Source organism: Mesorhizobium sp. P2_H9, assembly GCF_056403215.1.
On sequence record NZ_JBFUFX010000004.1, the window covers coordinates 21,313 to 41,006 of the forward strand.

General features: G+C 62.5%; 20 protein-coding genes and 1 riboswitch. Of the genes, 6 read left to right on the plus strand and 14 right to left on the minus strand.

The features are described from left to right. Positions 1-192 precede the first annotated feature (192 nt). Positions 193-1,185: an AraD1 family protein gene (araD1, locus tag AC1DXN_RS08430; protein WP_477275434.1), complete on the plus strand. Its 993-nt coding sequence runs from the start codon at positions 193-195 to the stop codon at positions 1,183-1,185. Positions 1,186-1,380: 195 nt separating this feature from the next. Here the strand turns inward: araD1 and AC1DXN_RS08435 are convergent, their stop codons facing one another. Together AC1DXN_RS08435 and AC1DXN_RS08440 are read right to left on the minus strand one after the other, a co-directional pair. Continuing rightward, entirely contained in the window at positions 1,381-2,154 is a 774-nt protein-coding gene (locus AC1DXN_RS08435; RefSeq protein ID WP_477241760.1) for an ABC transporter substrate-binding protein, read from the minus strand. Positions 2,155-2,246: 92 nt separating this feature from the next. Continuing rightward, a complete protein-coding gene (locus tag AC1DXN_RS08440) occupies positions 2,247-3,341 on the minus strand; it encodes a 2'-deoxycytidine 5'-triphosphate deaminase (protein WP_477241758.1) in 1,095 nt (364 codons plus the stop codon). A gap of 143 nt (positions 3,342-3,484) precedes the next feature. Further along, positions 3,485-3,562: riboswitch (SAM riboswitch) on the plus strand. A gap of 57 nt (positions 3,563-3,619) precedes the next feature. On the opposite strand from AC1DXN_RS08440, the gene AC1DXN_RS08445 reads away from it, so the two are divergent. Continuing rightward, a complete protein-coding gene (locus AC1DXN_RS08445) occupies positions 3,620-4,810 on the plus strand; it encodes an O-succinylhomoserine sulfhydrylase (protein WP_477241756.1) in 1,191 nt (396 codons plus the stop codon). Between the two features lie 30 nt (positions 4,811-4,840). On the opposite strand, the gene AC1DXN_RS08450 is transcribed toward AC1DXN_RS08445, so the two are convergent. Beyond that, complete coding sequence (locus AC1DXN_RS08450; protein WP_477241754.1) at positions 4,841-5,995, minus strand: ceramide glucosyltransferase; 1,155 nt, start codon at positions 5,993-5,995, stop codon at positions 4,841-4,843. 209 nt (positions 5,996-6,204) lie between these two features. On the opposite strand from AC1DXN_RS08450, the gene apaG reads away from it, so the two are divergent. After that, complete coding sequence (gene apaG / locus AC1DXN_RS08455) at positions 6,205-6,597, plus strand: Co2+/Mg2+ efflux protein ApaG (RefSeq protein WP_477241752.1); 393 nt, start codon at positions 6,205-6,207, stop codon at positions 6,595-6,597. A gap of 192 nt (positions 6,598-6,789) precedes the next feature. On the opposite strand, the gene AC1DXN_RS08460 is transcribed toward apaG, so the two are convergent. The 3 genes from AC1DXN_RS08460 to AC1DXN_RS08470 form a co-directional block, all read right to left on the minus strand. Then, positions 6,790-7,821, minus strand: a complete 1,032-nt coding sequence (locus tag AC1DXN_RS08460; RefSeq protein WP_477241750.1) for an Hsp33 family molecular chaperone — start codon at positions 7,819-7,821, stop codon at positions 6,790-6,792. 95 nt (positions 7,822-7,916) lie between these two features. Beyond that, on the minus strand, positions 7,917-8,828 hold the full coding sequence (gene argF, locus AC1DXN_RS08465; protein ID WP_477241748.1) for an ornithine carbamoyltransferase: 912 nt from the start codon (positions 8,826-8,828) through the stop codon (positions 7,917-7,919). A 17-nt stretch (positions 8,829-8,845) separates the two neighbouring features. Beyond that, entirely contained in the window at positions 8,846-10,045 is a 1,200-nt protein-coding gene (locus AC1DXN_RS08470) for an acetylornithine transaminase (RefSeq protein ID WP_477241746.1), read from the minus strand. A gap of 358 nt (positions 10,046-10,403) precedes the next feature. Here AC1DXN_RS08470 and AC1DXN_RS08475 point away from each other — a divergent pair, with 358 nt between their 5' ends. After that, a complete protein-coding gene (locus tag AC1DXN_RS08475) occupies positions 10,404-10,922 on the plus strand; it encodes a GcrA family cell cycle regulator (protein ID WP_477241744.1) in 519 nt (172 codons plus the stop codon). Between the two features lie 119 nt (positions 10,923-11,041). Here the strand turns inward: AC1DXN_RS08475 and AC1DXN_RS08480 are convergent, their stop codons facing one another. The 3 genes from AC1DXN_RS08480 to AC1DXN_RS08490 form a co-directional block, all read right to left on the minus strand. Next, entirely contained in the window at positions 11,042-12,049 is a 1,008-nt protein-coding gene (locus tag AC1DXN_RS08480; protein WP_477241742.1) for a magnesium and cobalt transport protein CorA, read from the minus strand. A 96-nt stretch (positions 12,050-12,145) separates the two neighbouring features. After that, a complete protein-coding gene (gene phoU, locus AC1DXN_RS08485; protein WP_477241739.1) occupies positions 12,146-12,871 on the minus strand; it encodes a phosphate signaling complex protein PhoU in 726 nt (241 codons plus the stop codon). Positions 12,872-12,984: 113 nt separating this feature from the next. Beyond that, positions 12,985-14,250 (minus strand): ATP-binding protein, encoded by a 1,266-nt coding sequence (locus AC1DXN_RS08490; RefSeq protein WP_477241737.1) that lies wholly within the window; start codon positions 14,248-14,250, stop codon positions 12,985-12,987. 111 nt (positions 14,251-14,361) lie between these two features. Between AC1DXN_RS08490 and ppk2 the strand changes: the two genes are divergently transcribed. Then, positions 14,362-15,264, plus strand: coding sequence for a polyphosphate kinase 2 (gene ppk2 / locus AC1DXN_RS08495; protein ID WP_477275436.1), 903 nt, complete (start codon positions 14,362-14,364; stop codon positions 15,262-15,264). Positions 15,265-15,404: 140 nt separating this feature from the next. Here the strand turns inward: ppk2 and AC1DXN_RS08500 are convergent, their stop codons facing one another. From AC1DXN_RS08500 to AC1DXN_RS08510, 3 genes are all read right to left on the minus strand, one after another. After that, a complete protein-coding gene (locus AC1DXN_RS08500; protein ID WP_477275438.1) occupies positions 15,405-16,154 on the minus strand; it encodes an enoyl-CoA hydratase-related protein in 750 nt (249 codons plus the stop codon). 32 nt (positions 16,155-16,186) lie between these two features. Continuing rightward, positions 16,187-16,825 (minus strand): acyl-homoserine-lactone synthase, encoded by a 639-nt coding sequence (locus AC1DXN_RS08505; protein WP_477241731.1) that lies wholly within the window; start codon positions 16,823-16,825, stop codon positions 16,187-16,189. Between the two features lie 97 nt (positions 16,826-16,922). Further along, on the minus strand, positions 16,923-17,654 hold the full coding sequence (locus AC1DXN_RS08510) for a helix-turn-helix transcriptional regulator (protein WP_477275440.1): 732 nt from the start codon (positions 17,652-17,654) through the stop codon (positions 16,923-16,925). A gap of 297 nt (positions 17,655-17,951) precedes the next feature. On the opposite strand from AC1DXN_RS08510, the gene AC1DXN_RS08515 reads away from it, so the two are divergent. Further along, a complete protein-coding gene (locus AC1DXN_RS08515) occupies positions 17,952-18,773 on the plus strand; it encodes a transporter substrate-binding domain-containing protein (protein ID WP_477275927.1) in 822 nt (273 codons plus the stop codon). Positions 18,774-18,793: 20 nt separating this feature from the next. Here the strand turns inward: AC1DXN_RS08515 and AC1DXN_RS08520 are convergent, their stop codons facing one another. Together AC1DXN_RS08520 and AC1DXN_RS08525 are read right to left on the minus strand one after the other, a co-directional pair. Further along, positions 18,794-19,258 carry an Imm26 family immunity protein gene (locus AC1DXN_RS08520; protein WP_477275442.1) on the minus strand — a complete coding sequence of 155 codons (465 nt, stop codon included), beginning with the start codon at positions 19,256-19,258 and terminating at the stop codon, positions 18,794-18,796. A gap of 14 nt (positions 19,259-19,272) precedes the next feature. Beyond that, positions 19,273-19,686, minus strand: a complete 414-nt coding sequence (locus tag AC1DXN_RS08525) for a tellurite resistance TerB family protein (protein ID WP_477241727.1) — start codon at positions 19,684-19,686, stop codon at positions 19,273-19,275. Between the last annotated feature and the right edge of the window lie 8 nt (positions 19,687-19,694).

Here is a 19,694-nt window from a genome sequence, read left to right on the forward strand (position 1 = left end):
AACGGAAACCAGGACGGCATACGGGTCACATCGCGGCGCTGCCGGGCAGTGCAAAGAAGTCCGGTGAAGGACCAGGTTCGCGAGCGCAATCCGGACGAAGAGTTTTAACCCGTGGCACGGACAGGTCCGCGCCGCGCTGGGTAAGGTTTGTCAAAGCGGCAACCGAGCCAAGCAATTGAGAGAGGGTACATCATGCTGATCTCCCAGATCCTCGACGACGCCGAGACGATCCGCGTCGTCGCCCGCAATGGCGGCAAGACCCGGATCATCAATGGCGCCCGCAGCGTCTATTCGCTGGCGACGGAAGCCGCCCGCACCGGCACCGGGCTCGTTGCCCTGATCGAGCGCAAGGGCTTCGGCGAGACCGTCGATCTCGACGCCGCCTACAAAAAGGGGCGACTGCTGTCGCCGATCAATCATCCCGATCCCGCGCATCTGCATCTCACCGGCACCGGGCTGACGCATCTGGGCTCTGCGGCAACGCGCGATTCCATGCACAAGAAGCTCAGCACCGACGGCGAGGAGCAGCTCACCGATTCGATGAAGATGTTCCGCATGGGGCTGGAAGGCGGCAAGCCGGCGAAAGGCCAGACCGGCGTGCAGCCGGAATGGTTCTACAAGGGCAACGGCACCATGGCGGTGGCGCCGGGTGCGCCACTCATGTCGCCGGCTTTCGCGCAGGACGCCGGCGAGGAGCCGGAAGTCGCCGGCATCTATGTCATTGGCGATGACGGCGCGCCGTTCCGCGTCGGCTTCACGCTGTCGAACGAGTTTTCCGACCACGTCACCGAGCGCGTCAACTATCTGTTCCTGGCGCATTCCAAGCTGCGCAACGCCTCATTCGGACCGGAGATCCTGATCGGCGACCTGCCGTCCGACATCCGAGGCGCCTCGCGCATCGTTCGCGACGGCAAGGTGCTTTGGGAAAAGCCGTTCCTGTCGGGCGAGGCGAACATGTCGCACACCATCGCCAATCTCGAACATCACCATTTCAAATATTCGGCCTTCCGCCAGCCGGGCGACGTGCATGTGCACATGTTCGGCACGGCGACGCTTTCGTTTGCCGACGGTATCAGGACCGAGGCCGGCGACACGTTCGAAATCGAAGCCAAGGATTTCGGCCTGCCGCTGCGCAACCCGCTCGAAATCGAGCAGCCGGTGAAGGTGGCGGTGAAGGCGTTGTGACAGCGTAATCTCCCCCCTCGTGGGGGAGATGGCCGGCAGGCCAGAGGGGGCGCTGTCCCTCCAACGTCTCAATCGAATAACTTCGCCTTCAACTGTTCTCGGCTGGCCAAATGGTGCAAGGTCGGCGATCCTTCGCGCCCCCCTCTGCCCTGCCGGGCATCTCCCCCACGAGGGGGGAGATTGGCAGCTGCAACCTCAATAAATATCGAAGTCGAAATACTTTGCCTGGATCTTCTTGTAGGTGCCGTCGGCGACGATGGCGTCGATGGCGGCGTTGAGCTTGTCGCGAAGCTCTGTGTCTTCCAGGCGAACCGCGATGCCGGCCTGCGTCTCGGTGCCCTTGATGTCGCCGATCATCTTGCAGCAGCCGTTGCTCGCCTTCTTCATCCAGTCGACCAGCACGAACTTGTCCGAGATGACGGCATCGAGGCGGCCGTTGGTCAGATCGGTGATCGCTTCTTCCTGGGTCGGATAGAGCTTGGCCTCGGCGCCGGCCTTGCCATAGACGTCCTGGGCATAATCGGCCTGGGTGGTCGACGCTTGGGCGCCCACCGTCTTGCCGGCAAGTGCCGCCGCTTCAGTCGAGGTGAGCTCGCTGTCCTTCAGGGCCACCATGGCAAGCGGCGTGGTGTAATATTTGTTGGTGAAGGCGACCTGTTTCTTGCGTTCCTCGGTGATGCTCATCGAGGCGATGATGGCGTCGAACTTCTTGGCCTGGAGGGCAGGAATGATGCCGTCCCAGTCCTGCGTGACGATCTCGCACTCGACCTTCATCTGCGCGCAAAGCGCATCGGCGATGTCGATGTCGAAGCCGACGACCTTGCCGTCCGGCGTGATGGTGTTGAACGGCGGATAGGCACCCTCGGTGCCGATCTTCAGTTTCTCCGCGGCCTGTGCCGAAAAGGAGCCGGCAGCAATGACCAACATGGCGGCGCTTGCCGCCGATAGGATCCATCTCGAAATCCGCATTCTTGTTCCCCTTGCAGTTAAGTCATCATGACGGTCGGCACAGCCAAGCATGGCGCGCCGGGTCAGGCAAGGTCTCACGGTGACAAGGAAGATCAGCGCGCGGCGCGGAAATGCTTGGACAGCTTCAGGCCTTGCGCCTGGTAGTTGGAGCCGAGATCGGTGCCGTAGAGCGCCTGCGGCCGCTTCAGCATGTGCTCGTAGACCAGCCGCCCGACGATCTGGCCATGGTCGAGGATAAACGGCACTTCGTGGCTGCGCACTTCGAGCACCGCCCGGCTGCCGGTGCCGCCTGATGCCGAATGGCCAAAACCCGGATCGAAGAAGCCGGCATAGTGAACGCGGAATTCGCCGACCAGCGGATCGAAGGGCGTCATCTCGGCGGCGTAGAGCGGCGGCACATGCACCGCCTCGCGCGACACCAGTATGTAGAACTCGTCGGGATCGAGCACCAGTTCGCCAGCGCCGCGCTTATAGAGCGGCTCCCAGAAGTCGACGACATCCTGGGCGGCACGCTTGTCGACATCGACAAGGCCTGTGTGATGCTTGCCGCGATAGCCGACCAGCCCATCCTTGTCGCCGTCGAGATCGATCGACAGCGCGATGCCGCCGCCGGAAATGTTGGGCGGCTCGGTGGCCACCAGCATCTCGGCGCGGTGGAGTTCGCTCAGTTCTGCCTCCGACAAGAGCGCATTGCCGGTGCGGAAGCGGATCTGCGACAGCCGCGAGCCGGTGCGCACGACGATCGGGAAGGTGCGCGGGCTGACCTCCAGGTAGAGCGGACCGTCATAGCCGGCGGCGATCTTGTCGAACTCGTGGCCGCGATCGGTCATCACCCGGGTGAAGATGTCGAGCCGTCCGGTCGAACTCTTCGGGTTGGCCGATGCGGAAATGTCGGCAGGCAGCGCCAGGCCTTCGAGCAGCGGCACGATGTAGACGCAGCCGGTTTCAAGCACCGCGCCTTCGGCGAGATCGATTTCGTGCAGTTTCAGCCGATCGAGCTTTTCGGCGACCTTGTGGCCCGGCCCGGGCAAAAAGGAAGCGCGCACCCGCCACGCTTTGGCGCCGAGCCTGAGATCGAGGCTGGCCGGCTGGATCTGGTCGGCATCGAGCGCACGCGGCGACTTCAGCGCGCCCGACTGGAACAACGCGGAAATATCCTGATCGGGAAGAATGCCGGTCTGCCGCAAAGCTGGCTCCGCTTGAAGGCCGCGACTCTTTTTTTGTCGCAGGTTCTTGCCGCAAAACCGTGTAACACTTTTGCGGAACCTGCTTGGTACAAACCTCTTAATCAAGCCGGGAATTGACGCAAGCGCGGTGCAGGTCTAAAGGGTCGTTATCCCGTGGTGATTTGGCCGGTCGGCTTGCAGCCACGTTAAACAAGTCGCTAAAGGACCGTCGGGCCGCAAGGCCGTATGGACCGGTTGCGACTTTCGCGGCCGGTTTTTTTGTGTCTGGAACAAAAGCGATGAGCACCAAGAAGCGTAACTGGAAGCCTCAGACAGCACTCGTGCATGCAGGGACCTTGCGTTCCCAATTCGGCGAAACGTCGGAGGCGATGTACCTCACCCAGGGCTATGTCTATGAGACGGCGCAGGCAGCCGAAGCGCGCTTCAAGGGCGAAGAGCCGGGTTTCATCTATTCGCGCTACGCCAATCCGACCGTCGACATGTTCGAAAAGCGCATGTGCGCGCTTGAAGGCGCGGAAGACGCGCGCGCCACCGCGTCCGGCATGGCGGCGGTGACCGCAGCCCTTCTGTGCAGCGCCAAGGCCGGCGACCACATCGTGGCGGCGCGCGCGCTGTTCGGTTCCTGCCGCTGGGTGATCGAGACGCTGGCGCCGAAATACGGCATCGAGGCAACGCTGGTCGACGGCACCGACATCGCCAATTGGGAAAAGGCGGTGAGGCCGAACACAAAACTGTTCTTCCTGGAAAGCCCGACCAACCCGACACTGGAAGTGATCGACATCGCCGCAGTTGCTGCGCTCGCCAATTCGATCGGCGCGCGGCTGATCGTCGACAACGTCTTTGCCACCCCCTTGCAGCAGAAGCCTTTGCAGCTCGGCGCCCACATCGTCGTCTATTCGGCGACCAAGCATATTGACGGCCAGGGACGCTGTCTCGGCGGCGTCATCCTGTCGGACAAGAAGTGGATCGACGAGAACCTGCACGACTATTTCCGCCACACCGGCCCCAGCCTGTCGCCGTTCAACGCCTGGACGCTGCTGAAGGGCCTGGAGACGCTGCCACTGCGCGTGCGCCAGCAGACCGAAAGCGCCGGCAAGATCGCCGATTTCCTGGCCGGGCGGCCGGAAATCGCCCGCGTCATCTATCCGGGCCGCGCCGACCACCCGCAGGCGGCGGTCGTCAAGAAGCAGATGTCGGGTGGCTCGACGCTGATCTGCCTCGACGTCAAGGGCGGCAAGCAGGCGGCCTTCGCCTTGCAGAACGCGCTCGACATCGTGCTGATCTCCAACAATCTCGGCGATGCCAAGAGCCTGATCACCCATCCGGCGACGACGACTCACAAGAATCTGAGCGACGAGGCGCGCGCCGAACTCGGCATCGGGCCGGGAACGCTGAGGCTCTCCGTCGGCCTCGAGGATGCGGACGATCTGCTCGCAGATATCGAGCAGGCGCTGAAGTCGGCAAAATAGGCTTCGCCCGATACGACAAGGCGCGGGCGCTCAGGCGCCCGACGGCGTCTCTTCCAGTTCGGCTGCCTTGGTGCCGATGGTCATCGCGTTGCCGCGCCAGTCGACGGCGCCGCCGAGCCAGCCGCGCACCCAGAGGGCGGGCAGCATCACGTCGCGCGCCATCAGCGCCGGGATCATGCGCGGCGACAGGTACCAGCCCTTGCCCCAGGCCAGGGCGCATTCCGGCAGGTAGGCGAGTGCGAGCACGGCGAGCGCGGTTGCCGGCAGGCTGAAGCCGGCGCCCGCCGCCGCCAACAGCGCCAGCACCAGTGGCACCGCCACGCCAGTGAATATCTCGGGCGCGAAGAACTGCGGGAAGGTGACGCGGCGCAAGCGCGCCCAACGCGCCTGGCGCGACCAGATTTCGTCGAAACTACGTTGGCCAAGCGGCTGCTCGAAGGGCGAGGCGACAAGATTGACGCGCAGCCCGAGCCCATTGACCAGCTTGGTCGCGGCGGCGTCCTCGGCGATCTCGGCGGCCAGTGCGCGGATGCCGCCATTGGCATCGAGCATCGGCTTGTTCCACAGCATGCTCTTGCCCTGGGCAAAGCCGAGGCCAAGCGCGTCGCCGGTATATTGCCAGCGCGCCTGCAGCGTGTTGAGGAACGCGCATTCGACCTCCGCCCAGAACCCGGCCGGCCGCGAGCCGATCGGCGTCGAGCAGACGAGGCCGGTGTCGTCGCGCCATGCCGCCAGCAGATGCTGGACATAGTCCATGGGCATCAGCACGTTGGAATCTGCAAGGATGACCCATTGGTGGCGGGCCGCTTCCCAACCCTTGACGCAATTGTTGAGCTTCGGATTGCCGCTGATGCGGTCATCGCCAAACAGCAGCCGGGCCGGTATCTCGGGAACCCGGGCAATCGCCCTGTTTATCATCTTGACCACCGGATCGTCGGCGTGGGCGACGCAGAAGAGCAGCTCATAGCGCGGCCAGTCGAGCGAGAAGGCGCGTGCCAGGGTCTCCTCGGTAAATGGCTCGACGCCACGCGCCGGGACCACGATCGACACCCCCGGCGCCTTGCCGGCGGGCGGCGCGATGGAGCGCCGCCGTCTCAGCATGAATGAAGCGAGCAGGATGCCGGCGAGATTTGAAAGAAGCAGGGCTATCGAAAGCAGGGCTGCGGCTATGACTGTCAGTTCCATCGAGATCTGGTCACTCCGGGAAAAGCCGGCCGCAAATAGCCATTTTTGAACGGTTCGACAGAGCGCTTGAGTCGCCCGGCACAGTCCGGACACACCATCATTGTCATGTGTCACTTAAATGACATTGTTTGTCGGCACCTGCGCTTGAGGTCGTTGACCGGGCCGGGGAGAGCGCCGACAGTTCCGCTCACATTGCCTTGGAGTAGCCCATGTACCGCGCCGTTACGCGCAACATCGAAGTGCAGGTCAGGCCGTTCTATCTGGAGGATCGCTCGGATCCCTCCGAGAACCGCTATGTCTGGGGCTATCAGATAACCATCGACAACCAGTCGGACGATTTCGTGCAGCTTTTGTCGCGCTATTGGCACATCACCGACGGCACCGGCCGGGTCGAGGAAGTGCGCGGTGCCGGCGTTGTCGGCGACCAGCCCGAACTCAACCCCGGCGACAGCTATCAATACACGTCCGGCTGCCCGCTCTCGACGCCGTCCGGCATCATGGTCGGCCACTACACCATGCGCAACAAGCGGGGCGAGACGTTCGACATCGCCATCCCGGCGTTTTCGCTGGATCTGCCAGGGACACGGCGGACGGTGAACTAGCGTCTTTCTCCCCGTCTCTATACGGGGAGAAATGCCCGGCAGGGCAATGAGGGGCGGCGCCGGTCCCTGAGATTATCTTCCATGTACAAGCGCGTCTGAGTGTATTGCCGCTGCCATTTGCCGACGGTCGCGCTGCCCCTCATCCGCCCTTCGGGCACCTTCTCCCCGTAGAACGGGGAGAAGGAAGAGAGGTTACTGAGCCGCAAACTCCGCCGGATCGAAGTCATACTGCTTCGAGCAGAACTCGCAGGCGACGTGGATGCCACCGTCCTCGGTGCTGTCCTTGATCTCCTGCGCCGAAAAGCCCTCGAGGATGCCGCGGATCTTGTCCCTGGAGCATGAGCACTGGTCGGCGACTGGAACGCCGCCGAAGACGCGCACGCCGTGCTCATGGAACAGCCGGTAGAGCAGCCGCTCGGCGCCGATCGTCGGGTCGATCAGTTCGGTCGGCTCGATGGTGCCGAGCAGCGCCACCAGTTCCTGCCAGGAATTGTCGGCCGGTTCATGCGTCACGTCGCGCGGATCGCCGTCGCCGCCCGAAATGTCAGGCACGCGCATGCGTTCGGGCGATTGCGGCAGGAACTGCGCCAGGATGCCACCGGCGCGCCACTGCTCACGGGCGCCACGAGGACCTGGCGTCAGCAGCTTGGCCACCGACAGCCTGAGATCGGTCGGGATCTGCTCCGACTGGCGGAAATAGGTGCGTGCCGCATCTTCCAGCGTTTCGCCGTCGAGCTGGACGATGCCCTGGTAGCGCTGCGTGTGGGCGCCCTGGTCGATGGTCAGCGCCAAAACGCCGCTGCCGAGCAACGTCTGCTGCGACGTTTCGCCGGTAGCGATCAAGGCTTCCAGCCGGTCGGCATCGAAGCGCGCATAGGCCCGCAAGGCCGATGGCGTGGAGAAATCCGCGACCAGCATGTCGACCGGCCCGTCGGTGCGGGTCTGCAGGATAAACTTGCCCTCGAACTTGAGCGAGGTGCCAAGCAACACCGTCAGCACACAGGCTTCCGCCAGCAGCCGGGCGACCGGCTCGGGATAGTCGTGGCGGCTGAGGATGGCGTCGAGCATCGGCCCGAGCTGGACCGTGCGGCCGCGCACGTCGAGCGGGCCGACCTCGAAGGGCACGACGTGATCGTCGCCGGCATAGCCGAATTCGCCGAGTTTGGGGTGATGTTCAGTCACTTGATGCGTTTCCAACATGACAAAGCTCCAGGGCGCGGCCATGCCGCCCCCTGGGGTGCATGCGTCCAAACGCGCTTGATTTGCGTGATGCGGCGCAGATAGGCATCGCGCCGCCCCAGATCAAGCGCCCAGACACATCAAGCGCCCAAGCACCAGGCGAGCACGGCCTTCTGGGCGTGAAGCCGGTTCTCGGCCTCGTCGAAGACCACCGAATGCGGTCCGTCGATGACCTCGTCGGTCACCTCCTCGCCGCGATGCGCCGGCAAGCAGTGCATGAACAGGGCGTCCGGCTTGGCCTTCGCCATCAGGGCTGCATTGACCTGATAGGGCGAGAACACATTGTGACCGCGGGCGCGATGTTCCTGACCCATCGACACCCAGCAGTCGGTGACGATGCAATCGGCCTCATGCACGGCTTCCTCGGGCGAGCGGGTGAAGCTCAGCTTGCCGCCATGCGCCTTCGACCAGTCGATATGTTTCTGCGCCGGCTCGCTGCCCTCGGGCACGGCGACATTCAGGTTGAACTGGAACCGCGCCGAGGCCTCGAGCAGCGAATGCAGCACATTGTTGCCGTCGCCGGTCCAGGCGATGGTCTTGCCGGCCACCGGACCACGATGCTCCTCGAAGGTCATGATGTCGGCCATCAGCTGGCAAGGGTGGGTGTCGTCGGTCAGCCCGTTGATGACGGGGATCGTTGCGTTCTCGGTCAATTCAAGCAGCCGCTCATGCGAGGTGGTGCGGATCATGATCGCATCGACATAGCGCGACAGCACCTTGGCGGTGTCGGCGATGGTTTCGGAGCGGCCTAGTTGCATCTCGGTGCCGGTCAGCATGATGGTCTCGCCGCCAAGCTGGCGCATGCCGACGTCAAACGACACACGCGTGCGCGTCGACGGCTTGTCGAAGATCATCGCCAGCACCTTGCCTTCGAGCGGCTTTGTCCGCTCGCCGGCCTTGAGCCTGGCCTTTCGCAGCACCGCGTCGTCCAGCATGAAGCGCAGATCGCCTTCGGAAACGGCGGAAAGATCGGTGAAATGGCGAAGTGACATCAGGAATGGTTCCGGGATTACTTCGCGGCAGCCGCGGCGATGGCGTCGGCCAGGCCCCGGGCACCGGCGCGGATGCGGTCGAGCGCCTCGTGGATCTCGGCGTCGGTGACGGTAAGCGGCGGCAGCAGGCGAATGACGTTGTCGCCGGCGGGCACCGCCAGCAGATGCTGGTCGCGCAAGGCCATGTTGACCTTGGTGTTGGGCATCGCGCATTTGAGGCCGAGCATCAGCCCGGTGCCCCTGATGCCTTCGATGACATCGGGGAATTCGTCGGCGACACTCGCCAGCCCCTGCTTCATCAGCAGCGCCTTGCGCTGGACGTCCTCGAGGAAGCCGTCTTCCAGCACCACGTCGAGCACGGCGTTGCCGACCGCCATGGCCAGCGGATTGCCGCCGAAGGTGGTTCCGTGCACGCCAGCGGTCATGCCGACCGCGGCCTCGTTAGTCGCAAGGCAAGCGCCCATCGGGAAGCCGCCGCCAATGCCCTTGGCAATCGCCATCAGGTCGGGAGTGACGCCCGCCCATTCATGGGCGAACAGCTTTCCGGTGCGGCCGATGCCGCACTGAACCTCGTCGAAGATCAAGAGCAGGCCGTGCTGCTCGCACAGCTGCCGCAGCCGCTTCAGCGACTGCGTCGGCACCGGGCGGATACCGCCCTCGCCCTGCACCGGCTCGATCAGGATCGCGGCGGTCTCCGGCGTGATTGCCTTTTCGGCGGCGTCGATGTCGTCGAAGCCGACCTGGTCGAAACCTTCGACCTTGGGCCCAAAGCCTTCCAGATATTTATACTGGCCGCCGGCGGCGATGGTCGCCAGGGTGCGGCCATGGAAGGCGCCTTCGAAGGTAATGACGCGAAAGCGCTCGGGATGGCCGTTGACGAATTGATAGCGCCGCGCCGTCTTGATGGCGCATTCCAGCGCCTCGGCGCCGGAATTGGTGAAGAACACCTTGTCGGCGAAAGTGGCGTCGGCCAGTCGCTCGCCAAGCCGACTCTGCGCCGGAATCTCGTAGAGGTTGGAGACATGCCAGAGCTTGGCTGCTTGCTCGGTGAGCGCGGCGACCAGGTGCGGATGGCTGTGGCCGAGCGAATTCACGGCGATACCGCCGGCAAAATCGAGATATCGCTCGCCCTTGTCAGTGACCAGCCATGTGCCTTCCCCATGGTCGAAAGCCAGGGGTGCGCGAGCAAAGGTCTCGAAAAGCGCCGAACCGCTCATTATATGCGTCTCCGGAACCGGAAAATCAAAAAAGCCGCCCAAGCGGCGGCCTTTGCGGCTTATCGTGTTTTTCGGCCATGAAGTCAACGAAAACGTCGTGCAAAGGCGCGCGGCAAGCCCCCCGACGAGATGCCGGCTCATAAGCGACCGGGCAAGTTGGGGAAAACCTAAAAAACCGATTCGTGTTGCCCTTGGGACTCTTGTCACCGAGTCAACACATGAGGTAATTGTAGTCGGGAAATAACTAGATTTCGTGCGGCGGACCTAATCACCTAATATATGTGGTGTCTGCCCCGGCAAAGGTTGCCGGGTCGGGAATGGATTCCGATTGCCGCACGCTTAGCAGGAGCGCGGTCTCATGAACTGGACTGACGAGCGGGTCGAACTTCTCAGGAAATTGTGGTCGGAGGGTCTGAGCGCCAGCCAGATTGCCGCACAGCTTGGTGGGGTCAGCCGTAACGCGGTCATCGGCAAGGTGCACCGGCTGAAGCTGTCGGGCCGCGGACGCTCGACCGCAACGCCGGCGCGCCAGAAGAAGGCGGTGCAGGGATCGACCGTCCAGAAATCGGTTTCGCGCGCTGCAAGTGCCCAGCGCCATGTCACCACCTCGATCGGCGCAAACGCGCTGCAGACGCAGTTCGATGCCGAACCGGTGGCGCGCCACTACATCCGCCCGGTCGAGAACGTCGTCCTGCCGATCTCGCGGCATCTGCAGCTCGTCGAACTGACCGAGCGCACCTGCAAATGGCCGAATGGCGATCCGCTTTCGGAGGATTTCCACTTCTGCGGCAACGATGCCGCCGAAACCGGCCCCTATTGCAAGTACCATGCGCGGGTGGCGTTCCAGCCGGCTTCGGAACGGCGGCGGAGCCGCTGAGCGAATAGCGAATAGCGAATAGCGAATAGCGAATAGCGAATAGAAATGGATTGAGCCTCCGCGACAAGGCAACTCCGTTTTTTCCTATTCGCTACTCCCCATTCCCTACTCGCTTTCTTTCACAGCCAGCCGTTCTTGCGAAACCGCCAGTACAGGAACGAGCAGATCAGGGCGATTGTCGCCAACACCACCGGGTAGCCGTATTCCATCTTCAGCTCCGGCATATCGTTGAAATTCATGCCGTAAATGCCGGCGAACGCGGTCGGCACCGCCAGGATGGCGGCCCATGAAGCGAGCTTCTTGGAGATCGCCGTTTCCTGGCTTTGGCCGACCAGCAGGCTGGCCTCGAAGGCGAAGGCCAGCACCTCCCGCAAACTGTCGATCTTCTCCTGAACGGTGCGGATGTGGTCGGTGACGTCGCGAAACAGCGGGTGCATGGCGGTGTGGATCTGCGGCAGGTCGGCGCTGGTCAAGCGGCGGCAGACTTCCACCAGCGGCAATGCCGCATTGCGCAGGCGCAACAGATCGCGGCGCAGCATATAGAGCCGCTCAATGTCGGGACCGGTCATCGGCTTCAGCAGAACCCTGTCCTCGATCACCTCGACCTCGTCCTCGATCTGCTCGAGCACGGGCATGTAATTGTCGACGATGAAATCGAGAATGGCGTAGAGGACGAAATCCTCGCCCTTGGCCAGCGAATGCGGGCAGCTCTCCCAATGCTGGCGAACGGCGGCATAGGAGGTCGACGGACCGTGCCTGACGCTGACGATATAGCCTGAGCCGACGAACAGGTGCGTCTCACCGAAGGTGACGCGGCCGTCGATCAGCTGGGCGGTGCGGGCAACGATGAACAAGGCGTCGCCATATTGCTCGATCTTCGGCCGCTGGTGCGGATGCTCGGCATCCTCGATCGCCAGTTCATGCAGATGAAATTGCGCCTGGACGCGCAGCAACAGGTTGCGGTCGGGTTCGAGCAGGCCGATCCAGACGACGTGGCCGGACTTCTTGGCCCATTCGCCGGCTTCCTCGATGGGAATGTCGGCGACACGCCGGCCTGCCTGATAGACGCTGGAAGCGATGATGCCCGCCGTTGGCGGTGCTGGAGCAAACTCTCGAACATATTCCATCGCGGCCTCCTGAAAGCATGGCCTTCACCAGAGAACGACAAGCTTAACGTCCGGATAGTTTAGCGCAATAGGATGAAGCGTTCGAGTGGCGACCGTTCACTTCCCCGGTAGCGTTGCGGGAGCACCGATCTTGTCGGTCTTGTCGCCTTTCGGCCGCTCTGCCGGCATCTGGTCGCCAGTGACGATGTAGTAGATCGTCTCGGCGATGTTGGTGGCATGGTCGCCGATCCGCTCGATGTTCTTGGCGCAAAACAGGAGATGCGTGCACGGCGTGATGTTGCGCGGGTCTTCCATCATGTAGGTCAGCAATTCGCGAAACAGCGAGGTGTACATGGCATCGATCTGGTCGTCACGGTCGCGCACGAAGCCGATCTTTTCCACCGAGCGCGACGCATAGACGTCGAGCACTTCCTTGAGCTGCGTCAAAGCAAGGTCGGCCAGCGCCTCGAGGCCGCGGAACAGGCTGGTCGGCTGGCGCCCGTCGATAACGGCGACCACCCGCTTGGCGACATTCTTGCCGAGATCGCCGACCCGTTCGAGGTCGGCCGAGATACGGATCGCGCCGACGATCTCGCGCAGGTCGGTTGCCATCGGCTGGCGCTTGGCGATGATGACGATGGCCTTGTCATCGATCTCGCGCTGCCCTTCATCGAGCACGATGTCGTCGCGGATGACTTTCTGGGCGAGGCCGGGATCGGCATTGACCAGGGCCGAGATCGCCTGTTCGACCATGCGTTCGGCATGCCCGCCCATCGCAGCGATGCGCTTCGACAGGTATTTCAGCTCTTCGTCGTAGGCGCTGACGATATGCACGGACTGCATGGACGAAATGCCTTTCCGGGATCTGTGGCCTTGAGTCGCTTCCTCGAATCCTCCGCTGATACGCTAGCCGGATGACAGAAAAAAGAAATGAACCGTTAGTACATAGTATCGCGTCAGCGAGCCGGCAAATGAACGGTGAACGCCGCGCCCTTACCGACTTCCGACTTGATCGAAAGCCTGGCGTTGTGGCGTGTCAGGATGTGCTTGACGATGGACAGGCCCAGGCCGGTGCCCTTCTGGGTCCGGCTGTTCTCGACATCGACACGATAGAAGCGCTCGGTGATGCGTGGAATGTGTTCCTCGGGAATGCCGGGACCAAAATCCGTGATGGTGACATCGATGCCAGGTTCGGAACCGGTATCGGTGCGCGCGATCGACACTGTGACGCGCCCGCCCGATTGTCCGTATTTGCAGGCGTTTTCCAGCAGGTTTTCGAAGACCTGAAACAGCTCGTCCCGGTCGCCGGGCACGTCCAGCGGCCCTTCGGCAAACGCCCGCTCGATGACGATGCCATTCTCCCGGGCGAGAGGCCCAAGCGAATCGATGACGCTGTCGATGGTCTGGCGCAGATCGACCTCGGTTCCCGGCGCCAGATAGGGCTTCATTTCCAGCCGCGACAGCGACAACAAATCGTCGATCAGGCGCGCCATGCGGCCGGTCTGGCTCTGCATGATCTGCAGGAACTGCTCGCGCGCCGCCGGGTCGTTGCGGGCCGGCCCGCGCAGCGTCTCGATGAAACCCGAGATCGAGGCCAGCGGCGTGCGCAGTTCATGGCTGGCATTGGCGATGAAGTCGGCGCGCATGCGGTCGATCCGGCGGGCCTCGCTCTGGTCCTTGAACACCAGCACATAGAGATCGGTGGCGTGGCCGACCGAAGACGCGCTCACCCGATAGGTCCGTTCCACCGGCAGCTTTTCGGTGTAGTCGACGACATCGGAGGCGACGTTCCCCGACAGGACGCCGTCGAGCAAGGCCTGCATTTCGGGGGCGCGGAACTTCAGCGACAGCGACATGCCCGGCGCGATGCCGCCAAAGGCGGCAAAGGCGGCGGCATTGGCGTGGACGATGGTGGCGGTGCGGTCGAAAATGATCAACGGATCGGCAACGGCGGCGGCGAGATACTCGCCGGAAAGCCGCTGCAACCCGATCGCCTCGATTGCGGCGGCGCTCTCGGCGGACTGGCGCGAGGCCTCGGTTGGCAGCATCGCAGCGGCAAGCAGCACGGCACATGCCAGCAGGACGACATAGCCGGACATGCCGGCGAAACCGTAGACGGCCAGGACCGCGACGATCCCTGCGGCAAGCAGCCAGCGGCTGTTCCACAGCCTGATAGCGACGGCTTGCGCCGTGCCTTTCTGCTCTGCGCCCAAGTCGGCCATTCGCGCCTGCGCCCCGTGCCCTTGCACTCAGTCGGCCGGCTGGAAACTTCCGCTGGACCGGCCTAGAGGCTCCCCATAGCATGAGTCCGGAAGCTGAAAAGGTTCGTCTCGATGAAAAATACCAAGGAAACGGCCGCTGCACCCGCAGCGGGTCCGCTGAAGATCACGATCGACGGCAAGGAGCGCGAGTTCGATATCGAGAATCCGGAGCTTCCGGACTGGGTCGAGGATCACAAGCTGACCGCCGGCGGCTTCCCCTACGACAAGAAGATGAAAAGCGAGGAGTATGACAAGACGCTTGAGCTCCTGCAGATCGAGCTGGTCAAGGCGCAGGCCTGGCTGCAATCGACCGGCAAGCGGGTGGTGGCGCTATTCGAGGGACGCGATGCCGCCGGCAAGGGCGGCACCATCTTCGTGCTGCGCCAGTACATGAACCCTCGAACCGCGCGCAATGTGGCGCTGACCAAGCCGACGCCGACCGAAGTCGGACAGTGGTATTACCAGCGCTATGTCGAGCATTTCCCGACGGCGGGCGAGTTCGTCACCTTCGACCGCTCCTGGTACAATCGCGGCGGCGTCGAGCCGGTGATGGGCTTCTGCACACCGGAGCAGCACGAGACATTCCTCGACGAGACGCCGCATTTTGAGCGGATGATCTCCAACGAGGGCATCCATTTCTTCAAATTCTGGCTGAACATCGGACGGGAAACCCAGCTCGAACGGTTTCACGACCGCCGCTGGAGCCCCTTGAAGAACTGGAAGTTCTCGCCGATCGACGTTGCCGGTATCACCAAATGGGACGACTACACCAAGGCGCGCGATCTCATGGTCGAACGCACGCACAAGGAATTCGCGCCCTGGATCATCGTGCGGGCCAACGACAAACGGCGCGCGCGGCTGGCCGTCATGCGCCGCATCCTGTTGTCACTGCCCTATGACGGTCGCGATCTCGATGTCATCGGCAAGGAAGACAAGAAGATCGTCGGCGAAGGAACGTCGTTCCTGAAAAAATAGGCTCTATCTCTTTGTTGGAGCATGATCTTTTCCGAAAACCGGATTCCACTTTTCGGGATCATGCTCTAGGCCTGGCCCGTCCCGATACTATCGGGACACGGCTGTTTCCGTCCTGACCGTTCCGTCGCCGGAATGGCTTCTTATGCCACCAGCCGAGCGATCCGCTGCAGCCGCCGCAGCGTGGTGTCGTCCTGCAGCGCCTGCTGGAACAGCGAAATCTCCTGGTCGATGCGGTCGCAGAGCGCGGCTGTGTCACCTCTCAGCAGGCCGCGCGTCTGCAACAGCGCGGCGACCGGCTTCTTGGCAAGCTGCCTTGCCCTGGCAAGGGCTGCGTCCTCGACGCTGCCGTCCACCACGATCTCGGCGACGAGACCGAGCGCCTTGGCATCTTCGACGCGCAGCGTGTCGCCCAGACAGAAAAACCGGAAAGCGCCGGCGTAGCCAAGCTTTTGCGGCGCCAGGATGCTGGTCGCCGCGTCCGGCACCAGGCCGAAATCGACAAACGGCACCCGGAACGTGCTCTTGCCCGACGCGATCACCATGTCGCAGTGGAACAGGATCGTGCAGCCGACACCGACGGCATCGCCATCGACACAGGCAAGGATCGGTTTGGGAAACGTCGCCAGCGTGCGGAACATGTCGGTGACGGCGGCGATCAGCTGCTGATGCTTGGTGGCATCGAGGAATTCGGAGAAGTCGCCGCCAAGACAGAAGCAGCCAGCCAGGCCGCGCAGCACCACGACACGCACCTCGTCGTCGTCGGCCGCTTCGTGGAAGGTCCTGGCCAGGCTTTCATAGGCCCGCCTGTCCAGCACCGGGCGGCCGTCATCCGAAGACACCGTGACGATCAGCGTATGGTTGCGGAACTCGGTTTGGGGATGGATACTCATTACACTCTCCACTCTCACGGTACTCTCAACTCTCACGATGCCTGCCTCAAGCCGAGCCTGTCCGGATATCCCCTCGCCAGCACCGGCGCGAAATGATTGCGGCGCGAACGCACCACATCAAGCGTGTGCTGATTGAAGGTGAGCAGGGTGGCGACGACCTGCTGGTTGCCATAGGTGCGCTGGTAGCCAAGCGGCGTTGCCAGGAAATGCAGCTGCAGCGCACGCAGGACCCACATCGGCTCGAATTCGATGATCACCTGATTGACGTTGCGCTTCAGACCCCACTCGACGAAGCCGGCGATCAGCTCGGTGCCGACCGTCGATACGCCGCGCCGGCCGTCGCGAAAACCGGGCGCCACCGCATAGCGGGTCAGTTCGTAGACATTGGGCCCGGAAGGCGGCGTTCCTTCAAAAAGATCCGTCAGCACCTCGGTCAGCAGGTGCGCCCGCGTCGTCGGCAGCATCCTTTGATAACCGGCGAGCTCGCCATTGCGGATGACGATCTGATGCACCGCTTCGTCGTGGTCGAACTGGTCGACCTCGAGCCCGTCGGGGCGCTTCAGATCGGTCCATCCCATTTCCTCGACGAAGACCTGGTAGCGTAGACGATGAACCGCCTCCCAAAGGTCGGGACGTTCCATCAATTCCTGGGTGGTAAGGGCAAAAAGCATCCGTCTTCTCCTGGGTTCAAGAGGAAAATACGGCCGTGCTTTCGCAAGAAAATTACGTGATCACGTAGGCAGGATCTTCTAGGTCGGCGCGGCCGACCTAACTAATGTAGCCCCGCCTTATCGCCTCCGCGACCGCTTGCACCCGGTTGACGGCGCCGAGTTTGCCTTTAGCGTTAAGAAGGTGTTTCTCGGAGGTGTGTTCCGAGATGCCGAGGATTTGTGAAATCTCCCATTCGGACTTGCCGACGGCTGCCCATTGCAGGCATTCGCGCTCGCGCGGCGTCAACTCGATGTGATCGATAGTCTTGCCCGCCATGGTGTGTAGCTGCATGGCGCGGCCGACGGCATAGGTCGAGACCAGCGACACCAACCCGAACTCGGCGCCCGACAATTCGACGGCCTCGCCGCCGAGCGATACCATGACGATCTGGCCGTCGAGGGTGATCAAAGGGAAAGCCAAACCGTCGCGCAGCTTGAATTCGCTGGCGTCGCCCATAACCTCGCCGCTGCTCTTGTCGATGCGAATGCCCTGAGCCGCTTCCCGCCACTGGAACGGCGCCTGAAGCTGTTTCATGTGGCTGACTACGGGATCATGATCGACATAGTTGCGCGACACATAGCGCTCCAGCCATTCTACAGGCCAGTCGCAGAGCAGCACATGGTCCTTTTGCTGGCCACGCGGCGTACCTGGCTGCGGAACCGTACCGGCCATCAACGCCGTGAGGCCGTAATTCGTGGTCACGCCAAGCAGCGTTTCGCAGACCGCGGCCGCCGTGCTGGCGTGCTGCAGCTGATCTATGTATTCTAGTGTGCGATCGAAATGGCCCATCGCAACATCAACCCCATGTTGCCTCCCGATATTGGGACCAATGGTACGTGCCCAAACGGCACTTCGCCATCAACCCCGGATTGCAAAGCTGCATCCCCTTTTGTGGTGCCAACAACTGCCCCTCCAGTCGACGCCATGCAACTACTTGCGAATACACTAAAGCATAACCCTAAATCGGCGTATTTAAATCAAAAAGCGTTGTGCCTGCGCCGTTTTCGTACCAAAAGCCAAGAAAGAGGCAGAACCGGGTGGAGTTTTATCGTGACATTTCCGTCGATATCCGTCGCCCTGGCATCAATATTTATATTTATCGGGGCGCAATCGCTTGCCGACGGTGCACGCGCGGCAGAGCCGCAGGTGCCGGTGCTTTGGGATGCCAAGGAGCGGCTGCCGAAGCCTGACCTTTCCGCGCTGCCGCGGCTGCGATTCCTTACAACCACCGATTTTCCGCCCTTCAACTTTCTCGACGGCGCCGGCCGGCTGTCCGGCTTCCATATCGACCTGGCGCGAGCCATCTGCGCCGAACTCGACATCGCGGATAAATGTCAGATCCAGGCACTGCCCTGGGCCGAGCTTGAGGGCGCGCTGCAGAAGGGCGAAGGCGAAGCGATTATCGCCGGCATCGCCGCGACGCCGGAATCGCGCTCGAAATACGGCTTCTCACGCTCCTATCTGCAGTTTCCGGCGCGCTTTATCATGCCGAAGACCAAGGCCCTTGCGGAACCGATCTTCGACAAGCTGCGAGCCAAGCGCGTCGGCGTCATCGCGGGCTCCGCGCATGAGCGCATGCTGCGCGATTATTTCGGCAACGTTCAGGTCGTCCCTTTCGACGGGCCGGAGGCGCTCTACGGCGACCTCAAGGCCGGCAAGATCGACGCCGCCTTCGGCGACGGCATGCGCTTTGCCTTCTGGCTGGGCGGCTCGGACGCCGCAGGCTGCTGCCGCTTTGCCGGCGGCCCGTATCTGGCGCCCGAATATCTGGGCTCGGGCATGGCCATCGCCACCAGGGCCGGCGATCCGGCGCTGGCCGCGGCCATGGACTACGCCCTGCAGGAGATTTCCATAAAGGGCACGTTCGCCGAGTTTTATCTGCGCTACTTCCCGGTCAGTTTTTTCTGATGACCTGAAACAAGCGGTTTTCAGCGAGTTTCGATTACTTTTGTGAGTAGAAGTTCAACCGCTCCATACCCGTACAGGAGATCATTCTCGAGCGGTTGGTCGGATCGAAGATGCTCCCGCTTCTCTAGCACACTGGGATCAGAGTCGGAGTAGGTGACCACCCAACTGCGCTTCGAAAGCGCGTCTCGGTTGACAAACTTCGGCATGGGCCAGAGGCTGCCATCCCAATCTGACAATCGACCGAGAATTGGCCAATCACCGTTGACAAGTCCAAGGTCACCTAAACGCAGGCATCGGACCGCGTCTTTCGGCTGAAACCCCCTCACTTCGTCCAGGGCCGGAGCACAATCGAGTTTCGGACCAAAGAAGTAAGCCAACATTATCCGCCCCTTTGGTGCCATTCGACCAACGAGACCTATCGCAAACCCACCCCTTCTCAGAGGGACGAGGAACCAGGTTCCTTCCTCATAGTTGAGACGTTTCATTTGTTACCTGCGCCCTAGGTAAGCGTGCGCAGGCGGGCCTTGGCGGCACGGCCTATTGCCGCGACGGTCAGCGTGTCGAGATCGAGCTGGCGGCGGATGAGCTGCAACACCCGCACCTCCTCCAGCCGCATTTCGAGATCGACGGCCGCAACTTCGAAGGCAGCGGCATAGGCGGTGTCGCGCAAGCGTTCGGGCAGTGCCTCACCAACACGCTCGAGAACGCCTTCCAACCCATCCTTTTCCTGCAGCATCTTCTGGCAGTCCTGTGCAATGGCAATCAGCCGGTCCTGCTTGAAATCCTCGAACACCGGCCAGGAGCGAACAACATCGCCGATCCGCGCCAGTTCGACATCGGTCATGTCACGATCGGAGGCCGAGGTGATGACCATCAGGTAGATCAGGGCTTCATGCGGTGTCGGCAACGACATTCAAAAAC